This is a genomic window from Pseudaminobacter soli (ex Li et al. 2025) (assembly GCF_003012705.1).
Taxonomy (GTDB): domain Bacteria; phylum Pseudomonadota; class Alphaproteobacteria; order Rhizobiales; family Rhizobiaceae; genus Pseudaminobacter; species Pseudaminobacter soli.
In genome coordinates, this window is record NZ_PXYL01000028.1 from 31,930 (window position 1) to 45,606 (window position 13,677).

13 protein-coding genes and 2 pseudogenes are annotated in these 13,677 nt (G+C 58.8%); 12 read left to right on the top strand and 3 right to left on the bottom strand.

Annotation, left to right across the window (positions count from 1 at the left end):
- Position 1: 1 nt before the first annotated feature.
- Positions 2–1,111, top strand: a complete 1,110-nt coding sequence (locus C7I85_RS27825) for a POTRA domain-containing protein (protein WP_106727253.1) — start codon at positions 2–4, stop codon at positions 1,109–1,111.
- A 56-nt stretch (positions 1,112–1,167) separates the two neighbouring features.
- Here the strand turns inward: C7I85_RS27825 and C7I85_RS27830 are convergent, their stop codons facing one another.
- Positions 1,168–1,485 (bottom strand): hypothetical protein, encoded by a 318-nt coding sequence (locus C7I85_RS27830; RefSeq protein ID WP_146148988.1) that lies wholly within the window; start codon positions 1,483–1,485, stop codon positions 1,168–1,170.
- A 534-nt stretch (positions 1,486–2,019) separates the two neighbouring features.
- Between C7I85_RS27830 and C7I85_RS27835 the strand changes: the two genes are divergently transcribed.
- The 5 genes from C7I85_RS27835 to C7I85_RS27855 all read left to right on the top strand — a co-directional run bounded on the left by C7I85_RS27835 (position 2,020) and on the right by C7I85_RS27855 (position 7,348).
- A complete protein-coding gene (locus C7I85_RS27835) occupies positions 2,020–2,823 on the top strand; it encodes a glycosyltransferase family 2 protein (protein ID WP_106727255.1) in 804 nt (267 codons plus the stop codon).
- Between the two features lie 8 nt (positions 2,824–2,831).
- Positions 2,832–3,764, top strand: coding sequence for a glycosyltransferase (locus C7I85_RS27840; RefSeq protein ID WP_210203096.1), 933 nt, complete (start codon positions 2,832–2,834; stop codon positions 3,762–3,764).
- Positions 3,761–5,050, top strand: coding sequence for a glycosyltransferase (locus C7I85_RS27845; protein WP_106727256.1), 1,290 nt, complete (start codon positions 3,761–3,763; stop codon positions 5,048–5,050). Before C7I85_RS27840 ends, C7I85_RS27845 begins: the two co-directional genes overlap by 4 nt.
- Before the next feature lie 70 nt (positions 5,051–5,120).
- Positions 5,121–5,378, top strand: a complete 258-nt coding sequence (locus tag C7I85_RS27850; protein WP_106727257.1) for a hypothetical protein — start codon at positions 5,121–5,123, stop codon at positions 5,376–5,378.
- 896 nt (positions 5,379–6,274) lie between these two features.
- Positions 6,275–7,348, top strand: a complete 1,074-nt coding sequence (locus tag C7I85_RS27855) for an acyltransferase family protein (RefSeq protein WP_181257428.1) — start codon at positions 6,275–6,277, stop codon at positions 7,346–7,348.
- A 654-nt stretch (positions 7,349–8,002) separates the two neighbouring features.
- Here the strand turns inward: C7I85_RS27855 and C7I85_RS27860 are convergent.
- On the bottom strand, positions 8,003–8,626 hold the full coding sequence (locus C7I85_RS27860) for a CGNR zinc finger domain-containing protein (protein WP_106727259.1): 624 nt from the start codon (positions 8,624–8,626) through the stop codon (positions 8,003–8,005).
- A gap of 165 nt (positions 8,627–8,791) precedes the next feature.
- On the opposite strand from C7I85_RS27860, the gene C7I85_RS27865 reads away from it, so the two are divergent.
- The 5 genes and pseudogenes from C7I85_RS27865 to C7I85_RS27880 form a co-directional block, all read left to right on the top strand.
- Positions 8,792–9,496, top strand: a complete 705-nt coding sequence (locus C7I85_RS27865; RefSeq protein ID WP_106727260.1) for an alpha/beta fold hydrolase — start codon at positions 8,792–8,794, stop codon at positions 9,494–9,496.
- A gap of 52 nt (positions 9,497–9,548) precedes the next feature.
- Positions 9,549–10,394 (top strand): alpha/beta fold hydrolase, encoded by an 846-nt coding sequence (locus C7I85_RS27870; protein ID WP_106727261.1) that lies wholly within the window; start codon positions 9,549–9,551, stop codon positions 10,392–10,394.
- A gap of 149 nt (positions 10,395–10,543) precedes the next feature.
- Positions 10,544–10,756, top strand: a complete 213-nt coding sequence (locus tag C7I85_RS31875) for a hypothetical protein (protein ID WP_245445139.1) — start codon at positions 10,544–10,546, stop codon at positions 10,754–10,756.
- A gap of 127 nt (positions 10,757–10,883) precedes the next feature.
- Positions 10,884–11,069, top strand: a pseudogene (locus tag C7I85_RS31880) (zinc-binding dehydrogenase); the annotation flags it as partial.
- 63 nt (positions 11,070–11,132) lie between these two features.
- A pseudogene (locus C7I85_RS27880) lies at positions 11,133–11,519 on the top strand (MBL fold metallo-hydrolase); the annotation flags it as partial.
- Between the two features lie 69 nt (positions 11,520–11,588).
- Here C7I85_RS27880 and C7I85_RS27885 read toward each other — a convergent pair.
- Positions 11,589–12,512, bottom strand: a complete 924-nt coding sequence (locus C7I85_RS27885; RefSeq protein ID WP_106727269.1) for an SDR family NAD(P)-dependent oxidoreductase — start codon at positions 12,510–12,512, stop codon at positions 11,589–11,591.
- A gap of 613 nt (positions 12,513–13,125) precedes the next feature.
- On the opposite strand from C7I85_RS27885, the gene C7I85_RS27890 reads away from it, so the two are divergent.
- Positions 13,126–13,380 carry a hypothetical protein gene (locus C7I85_RS27890; protein ID WP_106727262.1) on the top strand — a complete coding sequence of 85 codons (255 nt, stop codon included), beginning with the start codon at positions 13,126–13,128 and terminating at the stop codon, positions 13,378–13,380.
- The last annotated feature ends 297 nt before the right edge of the window (positions 13,381–13,677 follow it).

Consider the following 13,677-nt stretch of genomic DNA (forward strand, 5'->3'; position numbering starts at 1 on the left):
GATGCTTATGGCATTGTGGTATTTGGCGTTTGTTGTGAATATTTCGCGCGAGCGCACAAGGGCAATTTACGTTTTCCCAATGCTTGCTGCTGCTCTGCTCGCTTCCGGTGCGCTCCCAATGGTGGCCACCGCTGCGGCAGAGGAAGTACATTCCGGTCTCGATCTTAGTCTTGTTCAAGACCCGGAAACAGCTGCTGTGATTAAGTCCACTTATGCTTTACCTGTTTATCTCGGGCTAGAAAAAGCTGTCGCGGATGTCACAAGGGCAAAACTTGATTTCTGGGTTGAGAACGAACGTAGACGATTGCGGAGCCTTCTCCTTTCTCTCGGCTACCTGTCTGGACAGGTCGCCTTAAATATCATCGATCAAGAGAATGGTACCGCGGTGCTGAAACCAATCACGGGGCCCCAGTATCATATTGGTTCTATCGAACTCGATGGCGTAAAGCATGCCGACTTGGACGACCGCACCGCATCTGACTTGGCGACAGTCTTGCTAGCATTCACCGGGCAAGTCGCTAGTAGCGAGGCGGTCCAGAAGATTGCCGATGATGTCATTTATCGCGTGCGCGCAAGGACTTATGGGCTTGCAAGAGTGGTTCGCAGCCAAGCCGTGCCAGACCCGTCGACGCGGCTTGCTCACATCATTATCGAGGTCGACGCCGGACCGGCAGCCACGTTTGGAGGGGTTGTCTTCCGAGGTCTGCGTCGTGTGAGCGGGGCGTCGCTTTTGGAGGTTGCTCCATTTCGTGTGGGGCAAGCCTTTGATTGGGCAAAGCTCGAGCTGTTCGCAAGCAATTTGCGCGCGCTCGGCAAATTCTCCCAAGTGCGAGTGGCGACGGACAAAGCGCTCGATACGGACGGGCAGCTGACGATCCATGTCAACGTTATGGAGAATCCGATTAATTCTGGAGAACTCACGCGCACCGGAATGCTCGGGGCGATCATCGCTGCTGTGGCGATCAGCGTCGTTGGTCTCCGGCAGTTCGGGGTAGCTGTTGGCGCGCAGGCGAGATTCGTACGGTTGATGACCGCCCTAGCCTGGATTGTTGTCCCTGTTTTCTTTGCGGTTGCTGTTCTTAGGGTATTCAGCTTCCTAGCGGGGGGCTAAAGACGTGAACTGACCGGCTTGGCCTATGCGCGGCCCGGATTTCAGGTGGGGTCTTCTTACTTGTCATGCCATGGCTTGGTGCCGGAGACCAGCATGCCGACGACTAACTCTGACTTGATCTGCGGCCGGTTACTGGCAGCTTGCTCGACAAGAGTGTCCATCTCTACCTTGAGAGATTTCAGCCGCTGGAGAGCTTGGTCCTCGACGGCGCGTAAGTCGTCGCTCGGGTGATTACCTAGGCCTTCATCGACCAGCTTATCTTTGAGCGCGGCGAGATAATGGGAATAGGCTATTTCCCATTCGGTTGTCAGTTCAATCCACCTCTCAAAGAAAACCTGCGCTTCCGGATGTCGCATCTTCTTCTGGTTGTGCAATGTAGCTGCCTCTTTGTGCCGAAATCTAATGCAAACCATCTTAGACGAAACAATTGTCATTGTTTAGGGGGGGGCTCAATTCCGATTGAGATGGCCTTCTCCAAACTCAAGATACTCCTGCCAAGGCGGCCGTCCGCAGCTTCGACATCGTGGCGCAGGCTCTCGGCAATACCCGCAACTGAAGATCACATAATGTCGCAACTACTTCAGAGCCGTCGAGATGGGTCCATTCAAATGCGACCTGCGTTAGGCAGCAATGAAAGATTGCAATCTCAAGAGATTGGTACGACTTCCGTCGATCCGGTCATTTGCGCAGAGCATTGAGGTTTCTATTTTAACCATAAAGTAGAAATTAGTTTACAAATTGTTTACAGCCGAATACATGTTGAGCATCTGCGGGGGGTGGATGAAGTACGCGTGTAATTTATATGTTGATATATAGTTATACGCTTTTACCTATCTAATAGTTATTTTTAAGTTGAACTCTACCTCCATGGATGAGCAAGAAGTAACGTTTACCGTGGAGTGACAGTAATGATGAGTTTTGGACATCAGTATCGTCCGAATATTGCTTCTCATATTATGATGGCGATACCTCGAGTCAGCGTCGTCGTCCCGACTCTGAACGAGGCAATGAATCTTCCACATGTATTACCGAATATCCCCGCTTGGGTTGATGAAGTGATCGTTGTGGATGGCAATTCAACAGACGGAACGATCGAAGTAGCAAAGTCGCTTTTGCCAAACGTCGTCATTGTGACTCAAGGCGCACGCGGCAAGGGTGCTGCACTTCGAGCAGGTTTCGATGCCGCTCGGGGCGACATCATCGTTACGCTGGATGCGGACGCATCGGCCGATCCACGCGAAATTAGCGCATTCGTTGGCGTGCTGCTCTCAGGTGCGGATTTCGTAAAGGGGTCGCGGTTTCTCCAAGGCGGTGGAACCCTTGACATGGAATGGTATCGACGTCTTGGAAACTGGGGCCTTCTCCAACTCGTCAATTTCCGCTTTGGTGGAAAGTTCACCGATCTTTGCTATGGCTATAATGCTTTCTGGAAGGACGTGTTGCCACATCTTCGGATCGAAGAGGCATCCGGTTTCGAGATCGAGACGCACATGAACGTCCAAGCACTGCGCGCCAAACTTAAGGTAATGGAGGTGGCGAGCAAAGAATTCCAGCGCATTCACGGTGTCAGTAATCTGCGAACGATCCCTGATGGTTGGCGTGTGTTGAAGACGATAGTCAAACTTGGTGCCGGCAGATCACAGCCATTGCGGATCGGTCCCGAGAGTCAGGGTGCCAGCGCACGTTCGCGTGCGGATAGAGCTGTCGTGTGAGGCCGATCGTGTTGTCGGTGTCGGTCATTATCTGTGCCTATTCGCATGAGCGGCATGCGCAACTCAACCGGGCAATCAAATCCGTCCTTGCGCAAAGCCATCGTGCCGGCGAGTTGATAGTCGTGGTCGATCACAACCTCCCCCTGCTCAATCTCGTAAGTCTTGAGTTCACGCAGGCGAAGGTAATTCCCAATTCCGGTGTTCAAGGGCTGTCGGGCGCGCGAAACACCGGCATTGAACATGCGAGCGGCGACATCATCGCATTCCTGGACGATGATGCTATTGCCGAGCCCGATTGGCTCGCCGCGATGGTAGACCAATACGAAAACCCTTCCGTCATCGGAACGGGGGGTAAAGTAGTTCCGCTATGGCAAGTCAAAAAGCCCCGCTGGTTCCCTGAAGAATTCTACTGGGTTCTCGGTTGCAGCTATCGCGGCCAGCCTACTCATACCGCACAGGTGAGAAATCCGATTGGCTGCAATATGTCTTTTCGCCGGTCGGTGTTTGAGAGAGTCGGCGGATTTCGCGAGGGAATCGGGCGCACTCGGCAAGACGCAGCTGGCTGCGAGGAAACTGAACTTTGCATCAGAGCTCGGCAAGCGATCTCGGGCGCCAAGATTCTCTACGATCCCTCGATGGTGGTCTATCATCAGGTAACTTCGGAGAGATTGCGCTTCGACTATTTCTGGCGCAGATGTCTCGCCGAGGGGCGCTCGAAAATGCAAGTCGCTAATGCGGTGGGCGTTGGTGATGCCCTGTCAAGCGAACGCGCTTATGTGACAATAACGTTGCCGCTCGGCGTGCTACGGTCGCTCGCCGAAGCGTTTCTGCGGTTTGATCTTTGGGGGCTGGCGCGTGCAGGCAGCATTCTCGCCGGCCTGAGTTTTACCACTGCCGGATATGTGTCCGCGCGCCTAGCACAAATGGCGAGGCCTGCATGACGATCTCTTTCCGGCCCATCAAGGTCGCCAGCGTCGATCTTCGCGAGCCCCTCCGTCCGATATCGATGGTGGGAAGCGAGCACGGAGACTATGGATCAGTGCTTTGCCTAATCCGCGCAGGTGCGAAACCGTTGCGCGTAATCGAATTCGATGTGAAAGAAGCCGTCGTTTCCGTCGCCGAACTGCGAGAGCGCATTGGCGAGATTAATCTGGACGAAGGGGAAAAGCTGCCCCTTGTGACGAAAAGGATCAGCATCGTTATTGCGACTAGAGATCGAGCCGAAAGCCTGGCCAGATGCCTCGACTCATTGTGTTCACAGAGCCTTGCCGCGCACGAGGTCATCGTTGTCGACAATGCGCCGTCATCTTCGCAAACGGCGGATCTTGTTGCTACGCGCTGTCAGTCGGACGAGCGTATTCGTTATATTCGCGAGGATGTTCCAGGGCTCGGGCGTGCGCACAACACAGGCGTTTCGGTCGCGACAGGCGATATCATTCTTTTCACCGATGACGATGTGGCTGTCGATCGACATTGGGTTGCGGCAATTGCCAGCAACTTTCAGGACAGCGACGTTGGTTGCGTCACTGGGCTGATCCTTCCTGCAGAGTTGGAAACGCGCGCACAGATTTGGACGGAACTTCACGGAGGTTTCGGAAAGGGCGTAGAGCGTAGGGTCTTTGATCTCGGAAGCAATCGGCCCAAAGGATCGCTTTTTCCTTTTACCGCAGGACAGTTCGGCTCTGGCGCTAACATGGCCTTTACCATGAACGCGCTTAAGTCCATTGGAGGATTCGATCCTGCGCTGGGCGCTGGAACATTGGCGCGTGGAGGTGATGACCTTTCGTCGTTTTATTCCGTAATCATAGCCGGGTTCAAACTAGTCTACGAACCGGCTGCAATTGTTTGGCACTACCACCGTCGCTCGGACGAAGGCATGCGTCGACAGGCCTACGGCTACGGTATGGGCCTTGGAGCTTACCTCACCAAGATAATCATTGATAACCCTTCGACGGCTTTGCGTCTCCTGAGAGTGCTTCCTGCCGGGCTCCTGCACATGGTCGGACCGTTCGCACAAAAGAACCAACGTCTTCCTGACGACTATCCAAGATCGTTGGTTTGGCAAGAGCGCTTGGGAATCGTTGCGGGGATCCTAGGTTATTTGAAGAGCCGAACGCACGCACGGCGCATAGCCTTGCGCACGCCTCTACCGATCTATGATGCTGCCGGCGGAGGCGGACCATTCAAGTCGTCAAGCGGCGGTCGGCGTGGCGGACGCCATGGTTGAATTGACATGTCCGGGTAAATCGGGTCGATCGCTGTTCTTCCTCCTTCATTTCCGACGACGCCTATCACGGATGGGGCGCGATCTATGGCGCGCGGAGCTACAGCGGCAGCAATGCCGCTCCGTCATCTGCTATGGCACCGCCTTCAACTGGCTGAATGCGATGCGCCAGACCAAGTCCTATGTCGCCGTTCCCGCGATGCCAGCCAAGTCGATCCGCTGGTTCGACCGCTTCACCAACACCATCGGCAGCACGATCACGGCCAACATCGCCTTTCGTCGCCCCCTCGATGCCGTGAGGCGTGACAGGATGGTCGCTTCTAGCCCATAGCACACTACAAAGCTGTTGTACGCTCGCGCGCCTCCCCCAAACGTCGCCTTCGCGATGCTGCCTTTGCCTGGTGGGTAAGCGCGTCGAAACTTGACTCACCTTGCGAGCCACTCCGCCCGATTGAATGGGGCTATGGAAACGAGATAAAGGCGACTTTGGGAGTTACGAGCCGAGGGCGTAATGACGAACAGGAAGTGCAAGGCGGCCTCCGGCTTTGTCGCCAAACGACGTCAGCTTTTGGGAAAAGACGAAGGTGGTCTCGACGTCCGATTTGGGGCGCGAAGCGGCCCGGCAGCATAGGGCCGGAAGCGGGCCGGCAGCTTTTGGACCGGGGATGTTCAAGAGTGAACGTTTAGGGGGGCGGCATGGGCCCTTTCCTGACCTAACCGAGCCGGACGTTCACCATGCTGCGTGGGGTCGTCCAATCTTTAGTGATTGCGGGCCTAGCCCCCGCGCTACGAGCACGTTTTCTTTCCGTTCCTATTTTCGGCACGCAATCCTATTTCGGCTGAACTTCACTTGGAGAGATCTCGCCAGACGCGCGGCAACTAATTCGCTGTCGCCTCGGGGTCGGGATCGGTATCGTGGATTGGTATCGAAGTCGCAGAGCTTTTACCCGCCGGCATCCGCAACCGAGATAGATCGAGATCACAAGACGCAAATTCTGGTATCGTCTCGATCTGGATCGTTCGATGGGCATAGACCTGACCCTTCCGGATGACTTTGACGCCGTGCCATCAACCAAAGCGCGCAATTGAGTAGCAACAGACTCGAAGCCAACCTGTGCGTCACCTTCAGGATAGACGGTCAAGGGAAGCGTCTTGTCACGGACAATTCAACAGGCCCGGCGAACTCCGCCCGAGGGGACGGATGCATCTCAGTTGAGATTCTCGACTTTGGACGGGCTTCGCGGCATCGCCGCGCTAGCGGTCTTGCAGTTCCATGCTCAAAACTTGTTTGGCGGACATCTCCGATCAAGCTACCTCGCCGTCGATCTTTTCTTTTTGCTGAGCGGCTTGGTTTTATCACACGCCTACGAAGAACGACTCAAGCGAGGTATGTCAGTCAGACGATTTATGCTCATCCGCATCGTGCGCCTGTACCCGCTTTACATCCTCGGGACTCTCGTTGGCGCGGCCTTCTTTCTTGCAAGTCATGTGTTCGGAACGTCGGAATATTCGCTCGTGGGCATAGCGATCGCGTTTGTATTTGCTGTCCTCTTTATGCCAACCCCAGCGGGCGTTTTTTCCGGTGACATATCTCTCTATCCCTTTGTCTACCCGGCGTGGTCGCTGTTCTTCGAGCTTACGGCCAATTACTTGTATTCTGCGACATTGCCCGCGCAGGCGACTCGATTCCTTATGTCAGTCGTGGGTCTTGGGGCGGTTCTGTTGATTTGGTCGGCTTTTCAGTTCGAGGGTCTCGATGCCGGTATCTCTTGGAGCGGTTTTTCTGGCGGTTTCGGTCGCGTTATATTTTCATTTTTCCTTGGCGTCCTGCTCTTCAGGTTCCCGCTGACTTGGCGAGGGAACGGTCTCCATGCTGTACTGTGCGTCGTTGTCCTGATCCCAATCTTTGCAGTGCCGGTCAGCAAGGACTATCGGGCAATTTTTGATCTCGCGGTTGTGATTTTTGTTTTCCCTACCTTGGCTGCCATTGCGGCGGCCTCAGAGGGCAGTCTTCGATTTCGGCAGTGCTTTGCTTTGCTAGGCAAATGTTCCTATGCGATCTACGCGGTCCATGCTCCTGTGCTCTGGTGGACCACTAGGGTCTCGTCCAGGGTCTTTGGTGTGCAATTGACTGATCTGGCTCCGGCGTCAGGGGTCGCCGTCCTGGTTATGCTATCGCTCCTCGCGTTTGCCTTGGACCGATACTATGATAGTCCGGTGAGGCGGATTCTGATGCGGCGATTAAGTGATAGAAAGCTGCCGGACCAGAACAGCGTAAGCCGTAGTTCGGCGAAGGCTTAGGCAGCGGAAGATCGAGTGAGCCATACCATAATATAGCTGATCCAACAGCGCATTTTCCGTAAGAGTGTTAAGTGGCATCGGCGGAAACGTCGCTATGATTGGTCGATCTATCCAACCTACGGTGGATGTGTTTATTGCGACGGGCATGACCTCGGACCTCCGTGGTTGCCGGCAGACCGGGCCCTTTTTCAACCGACCCCCAGCCTGTCGACCATACCCCTGGGTACCCAGGGAGAACTATCAGCGCCAGCCGAGTGGTAATCTGTCGGCGGGCAGCGACGCCCCGTCGGGTTCAGCGGTCTTGGTTGCGTTCGGCTTTGCCCCGTCTCGCGTCGAAATTCTTTCAGGGCGCGATACATAAGCGCCAGCCGGTTTCTTGCAGCGCCGTTGGCGATAGTTCTGTCGAGCAATTCGAACTGTTGCTGATTGAACGTGAGGACGAGAGTACGCGCGGCCACTTTGTGCCCCTCCGTGCCGGAAAAGGGTTTGTGCCGAGAATCAAGATTGGTGGCTAGTAATCCGGGATTACGCCGCGAACACCTCGGGATGGCCGGGCCGACGAACGGCAGCTATCGGCTCATTGCCGCCCGGCAGCGGACGGTCCGGAACCGGCCCCTATCCAGACATTGGGCACATTACCGTTTGAGCAAAGGGCTACCGAGAGTGTGTCTTGAGGCGCTGTCGGTATGCCGCCTGCTTCGCACGGTTGCCACAGATCGCCATGCTGCACCAACGCCGCGCATGGCCCCGCGTGTGGTCAGCGAAGAGCAGCGTGCAGGCTGGACCCTCGCAAGCCTTCAGATGCGAGAAGTCTTCCGTGCAGACAAGCCGTGCGAGCGCTTCGCCGACCGGGAGGAGCAGCGCCTCGGGTGTCCGCCATCGACGCACAGCCTGAAGCGAGAGGGGGCCTTGACCCGACGGCGGCGGGACGATTCGCGTGAAGGTCTCACCGCGCTCAAGCAGGCGATTGAGCGGCTCCAGCTCCGTTAGCACCTCGGGCGGGAGCGGGCGGCCCTTCTGCCGGTGGACGAAGCCCCGGAACCATTCCCGCAGACTTCTTGCCTGATCCGCGACCGTGTCGAGTTCGCCAGGGAGGGCACGTAGCCTTATCTCCTGGAGCACGTCGCCCGGCGCCAGATGGGCTTGTTCCAGCCAGCTCAGATAGCCTTCGCCGTCGTCGATCCAGTCGATGGGGATATCAACTGGCGTTGCGATCGAATTCAGGAAGTCCAATCCCGGCGCATCACCGACAAAGATCGCAGGTGGACGGTGGTTCATCGCAATTCCTCTTTCCGGCCCTGTGGCTGCCAGCCCTAGCCTTCGTGAATACGTCCATCAGATAACCTCTCCAAGGCAACTTGACAAGTTACGCCCAATGAGAGTAACTACCTTGTAGTTGCCTGCGTGGTTATATCCATCCAGTCCCTTCGAAGGAGAGCAACGATGTCCCTGCATGACGTGAGTGTAGTTCTCGTCCACGGTGCCTGGGCCGATGGATCGAGTTGGTCGAAGATCATCCAGCCCCTGGCGGCGGACGGCATTCGGGCCATTGCGGCGCCACTACCTCTGACCTCGTTTCATGACGACGTGGCGGCGCTTGATCGGGCGCTGGAGCGGGTGCCGGGCCCGGTCGTGCTCGCCGGCCATGCCTATGCTGGGGCTGTTATCGCGGCCACGCGCAGCGACAGGGTCAGAGGGTTGGTCTATGTAGCCGCGCTGGCGCCGGATGAAGGTGAGACAGTCGCAGATGTGTTTTACCGTACGGAGCCTCATCCGCAGGCGCCGAAGCTAGCGCCTGACGACCACGGGCTGATTTATCTACCGGACACAGCCTTCCCCGCGGCGTTTGCGCAGAATGCTGCGGCGGAAGAATTGCAAGTGCTAGCCGCGGTCCAGCGGCCGATCTCACCTGCTTGCATCACCGTCGCAGTGCCCCGGCCGCTCTGGAAAGACCGCCCGAGCTGGTACTTGGTGGCTGAGCAGGACCGCATGATAGTCGAGGTCCATCAGCGCTTTATGGCGGCGCGTATGCAGGCCCAGGTGCATGCCCATCCAGTCGATCACACGCCACTGGTGACTGCCCCGGACACCGTGCTCGACGTCTTGCGCGCGGCGATTGCCGCAGCCCGGTCCGAGTGTGGATCGTAACCTCCATGACCGTGACATTCAGGTTCCAACCAGGGCAACCCGGAGGCAAGTCATGACCACCATCGCCTACCAAACCGCCGACGTCGACGGCCTCAAAGTCTTCTACCGCGAATCCGGCCAGGCGGACGCTCCGAAGCTCCTACTGCTGCACGGTTTCCCGAGTGCCGGCCATATGTTCCGCGATCTGATCCCGCTTCTCGCCGATCGCTTCCACATGGTCGCCCCGGACCTGCCGGGCTTCGGTAACTCCGATCCGCCGGCCGGCGGACATAGTTTCGACCGGATCGCGGCGACGATCGACCGTTTCACCGAGATCATCGGCTTTGATCGCTATGCCCTCTACGTCTTCGATTACGGCGCGCCGACCGGCTTCCGGCTGGCGGTGAAGCATCCGGACCGGATTACCGCAATCATCTCGCAAAACGGCAACGCCTATGCAGAGGGGCTCAGCGACGGCTGGAACCCAATCAGGGCCTACTGGCAGGACCCGTCCGCAGCCAACCGCGAGGCGCTACGCGCTTTCCTCAAGCCCGAGACGACGATCTGGCAATATACGCACGGCGTGTCTGACCCGGCGCGTGTCTCCCCAGACGGATATTCGCTCGACAATTTCTATCTGGCTCGCCCCGGCGTAGAAGAGGTCCAGCTCGATCTGTTCGGCGACTACAAGAGCAACGTCGCGCTTTATCCAACCTTCCAGCAATATTTCCGGACCCATAAGCCGCCTTTCCTGGCGGCGTGGGGCAACAACGATCCGTTCTTCCTGCCACCGGGCGCCGAGGCGTTTAAGCGCGACATCCCCAACGCGGTCGTCCGCTTCTTCGACACCGGACATTTCGCGTTGGAAACCCACGCGGCGGAGATCGCGGCGGTCATCCGCGACTTCCTTCCCGGCTGATCACACCACCGGCTTTCACAACCCATGGAGAGTTCGTCATGCGCGCCATCGTTCTCAAAAAATTCGGCGGCCTGGATAGCCTGGTCTAGACGGACATCCCGGAGCCAGAGTCCAAGCGCGGCCACGTCGTCAACCACGCCGAATTGCATATGCGTCGTGGCGAATGGGCCGAGGCCGCGCCGGTCAGCGGCATCGAATGCGTAGGGATCGTGAAATCTTGCCCCGGCGGCGAGTTCCCGCTCGGCGACAAGGTCGCGGCGCTGATGGGCGGTCTCGGCCGCATCATCAACGGCAGCTACGCCGAATACACGCGGGCACCCGTGCAAACTCGCACTTATCGACGCGGATCTCTCGTGGACTGAGCTCGCGGCGATCCCCGAGACCTACGCGACCGCCTCGACCTGTCTGTTCCGTAAGCTGGAGATCAAGAAGGGACAACTCCTCGTCATCCGCGGCGCCACGTCGTCCTTCGGCCACGCCGCGCTCAAGATGGCGGTCACCGCCGGCGTCCGGGTGATCGCGACGACTCGCAGTCGCGAGCGCTTCGCGATGTTGGAGAAGCTCGGCGCAGAGCGCTGCGAGATCGAGCGTCCAGATCTCTCCAAACAGATTGTCGAGGCGAAGCAGGTCGACGCCGTGCTCGACTTGATCGGCAGTGACTCGCTGGCGATGCTGCGCCGTAGCGGCCGGTCGTGCCTGGCTGGCCGGCTCGGCGGACTCGATCCCATCCCCGATTTTCTGCTCGTCGATGGGGTGAAAGACCGGCTGCGTCCGGACCTGCGGATCCATCTGGCGGCCGCCGAGGCTGAGTTCTGGGCGTCGCCCGATTTCTCCCGGGTCTCCATGCCGCCGGGGTTCCCGGACGCGCTTCGGCGGACGGCCAAGCGGCGTCCATGTAGGTCAGCCGGCGACGCCGTGTTCCAGGTCGGGTTCGAGCACCCCGACTGGTACAACGGGTTCGAACACGACCCCGAGGAGGCGGCCCGAGTCCGGGTCCGTCTTTTGCGGGAGCTGGCGGCGAACCGCGAGTCGCTGGTGGCCACTCACCTGTCGTTCCCGTCCGTCTGCCACGTGGCGGTCGACGGCGACGTCTTTCGATGGGTACCGGGCCCCTGGGAGTACTGACCGCTTGTCGGGTTAGGGCCGAACCAGGACGCGTACTCATAAAACGGAATGGCGCAACTCGCGCGCTGGTCAGCGCTGCTTGAACTCAGCGGCATGGAGCTTTACGAAGTCGCGCATGTTCGTCGGTACTTCGCCGGTGAGCTTGCAGATGGTGTCCGTCATGCGGTCGTAACGCCCCTGCCTGGTCAACTCGGCCATGGCCGAGAGATGCCTGACGACGTGTTCAGGAAACCGCGCCTGACGAAGGCCTTCGCCCCACGCCGGGAGCGGGACGTCGCGATATCGGATGGGCCTGCCAAGCGCCTCGGAGAAGACGCGCGCATAGTGGTCCAGATCGGCCGATTCTGGCCCCGTCAGATCGTAGATTTGCCCGATATGCGGTCGGGGGTCGTCGAGGATCACTGCTACCGCACGCGCCACGTCGACCGCCGAGATCGGCGAGGTCTTACCGCCGCCCATGGGCAGCGCCAACTCGTCGGAGGCCCGTACGCCGGGGGCGGCGAGTTGAAGAAAGAAGCCCTCGAGGAAGACTGTCGGCCGCACCGTGACGACCGGCAGTCCTGACCAGGACAGAGCCTGCTCCGCCAGCCAGTGCAGCTTGTGTTGCGGGCTATCGGTGGTCTCGCTGATGCTCATTTGCGTGACTGTCATCTGCGACATGTTCACGAAAGCCTCGACGCCGTGGTGGCGCGCCACCGCGGCGGTGTTGATCGTGGCCTCCAGGTAGGCGGCCGAGACAGACATTCCGAAATAGATGCGCGCGCAACCTTCGATGGCGCGGTGCATCGAGGCGAGGTCCGTCAGGTCGCCCTCTACGACCTCTGCGCCGAGCCGCCGTAGGGCTTCGGCGCGCTCGTCCTCACGCCGAACCAAGGCGCGCACCTTGTGCCCCCTTGCGAGCAGGAATTTGGTGAGGTTGCGGCCGATGCCGCCCACAGCGCCGGCTGCTCCGGCCACGAGGATCGGGTTGTCGTGTTTATGTTTCGTCGTCATGTCGCTCACCATGGGTTACGTTCAAAAGACGAACTGGCGACGCGGCGCGCGCGCCGGCGGCGCGTCACGGACGGTATGTAGGGTTCCCCCGCCGTTTTGCTTTTCGGCCGCAACCCTCATAGGATAGTTCGCTGCATCTGCTCGCGTCCGTTGTCTGGCGCGACCTCTCCCTTGGCGTTAAGACCAGCAATGTCCGCTTCTGGAGGGACCGGCGGAATAGCCGACATGGTGCGCATTGCTGTCAGGCAGCAAAGGGGCCGTTACCGGACCGGCGGCTTCTGGCGCGCGTATCGCGACAACAGACATTCAGCGAGTCTCCGGCGCGCGCCAGAGAGATATGAACACCGACCCCGGTGGACTGGGAGCGGCCTGTGGCTGGATGATTTCCTGGAGGAGCGTTCACCGAGCTTCGCCCGCCCCAAAGCGCGCGTAGGCACTGATCCCGCTCCTCAGTTCGTCGGTGCGTCTCTCCGAGCATCACGACGCCAATCAAGTCACCACGCCCTTGTTGCCTGCGATCGAATTGATCCGCCGCCCGGGAACTACGGTGCTGACCGCGGGTTTGCTTGGGTCGCATCCACGCGTCGGATCACAGCGAGGAAGGAACTCCGAGATGATCATGAGAGTTGTGACTGCGTTTGCGCTGACGATAGCTCTGATGACCTCGGCGCTGGCTGCCGGGGTCGGTGGCGGTGCCGCAGGCGGCACGACCGACGACATGGGCAGCAGTAGCGGTGGCACCGCAGGCGGCGCTGATATCGGCAGTCCTTCGGGCACTGGCGGTGCCACCGGCGGCGGCAACACCGGGGAGCCCGGGCATCATAAGCACCCCCATCATCACCATCATCATCATCCATCCGCACACTAGGCCCCGTTCGGCACTGAAACGCCCGCTTCGCAGGATTGCTGCGGACGTTTCCATTGTTGAGATCATGTGGGCGGTTGTGTCCTGAGTCGGCGCGCGATCACTTCGAACGCGGTGTCCGAGATCCACATCGCGCAGGTTCCGATCAGGCATGCCGAGGCGCAACTCGAAATGCAAAAAAGAGATCGGATGATTGGGGCTCCCGTGGCGCTCCCGCTGCGGGGGTGACAGGATTTCAATCTGCGGGCAGGCTCCTCAAGCTTAACTGGTCAAGGAGCCCTGCCCATGGATCTGTTCGTC

Excerpts from the sequence above, each read along its gene's own strand:
- C7I85_RS27845 (WP_106727256.1), top strand. The coding sequence starts at position 3,761 with ATGACGATCTCTTTCCGGCCCATCAAGGTCGCCAGCGTCGATCTTCGC.
- C7I85_RS27885 (WP_106727269.1), bottom strand. The coding sequence starts at position 12,512 with ATGACGACGAAACATAAACACGACAACCCGATCCTCGTGGCCGGAGCA.
- C7I85_RS27865 (WP_106727260.1), top strand. The coding sequence starts at position 8,792 with ATGTCCCTGCATGACGTGAGTGTAGTTCTCGTCCACGGTGCCTGGGCC.
- C7I85_RS31875 (WP_245445139.1), top strand. The coding sequence starts at position 10,544 with ATGCGTCGTGGCGAATGGGCCGAGGCCGCGCCGGTCAGCGGCATCGAA.
- C7I85_RS27835 (WP_106727255.1), top strand. The coding sequence starts at position 2,020 with ATGATGAGTTTTGGACATCAGTATCGTCCGAATATTGCTTCTCATATT.
- C7I85_RS27870 (WP_106727261.1), top strand. The coding sequence starts at position 9,549 with ATGACCACCATCGCCTACCAAACCGCCGACGTCGACGGCCTCAAAGTC.
- C7I85_RS27860 (WP_106727259.1), bottom strand. The coding sequence starts at position 8,626 with ATGAACCACCGTCCACCTGCGATCTTTGTCGGTGATGCGCCGGGATTG.
- C7I85_RS27825 (WP_106727253.1), top strand. The coding sequence starts at position 2 with ATGCTTATGGCATTGTGGTATTTGGCGTTTGTTGTGAATATTTCGCGC.
- C7I85_RS27850 (WP_106727257.1), top strand. The coding sequence starts at position 5,121 with ATGGGGCGCGATCTATGGCGCGCGGAGCTACAGCGGCAGCAATGCCGC.
- C7I85_RS27890 (WP_106727262.1), top strand. The coding sequence starts at position 13,126 with ATGATCATGAGAGTTGTGACTGCGTTTGCGCTGACGATAGCTCTGATG.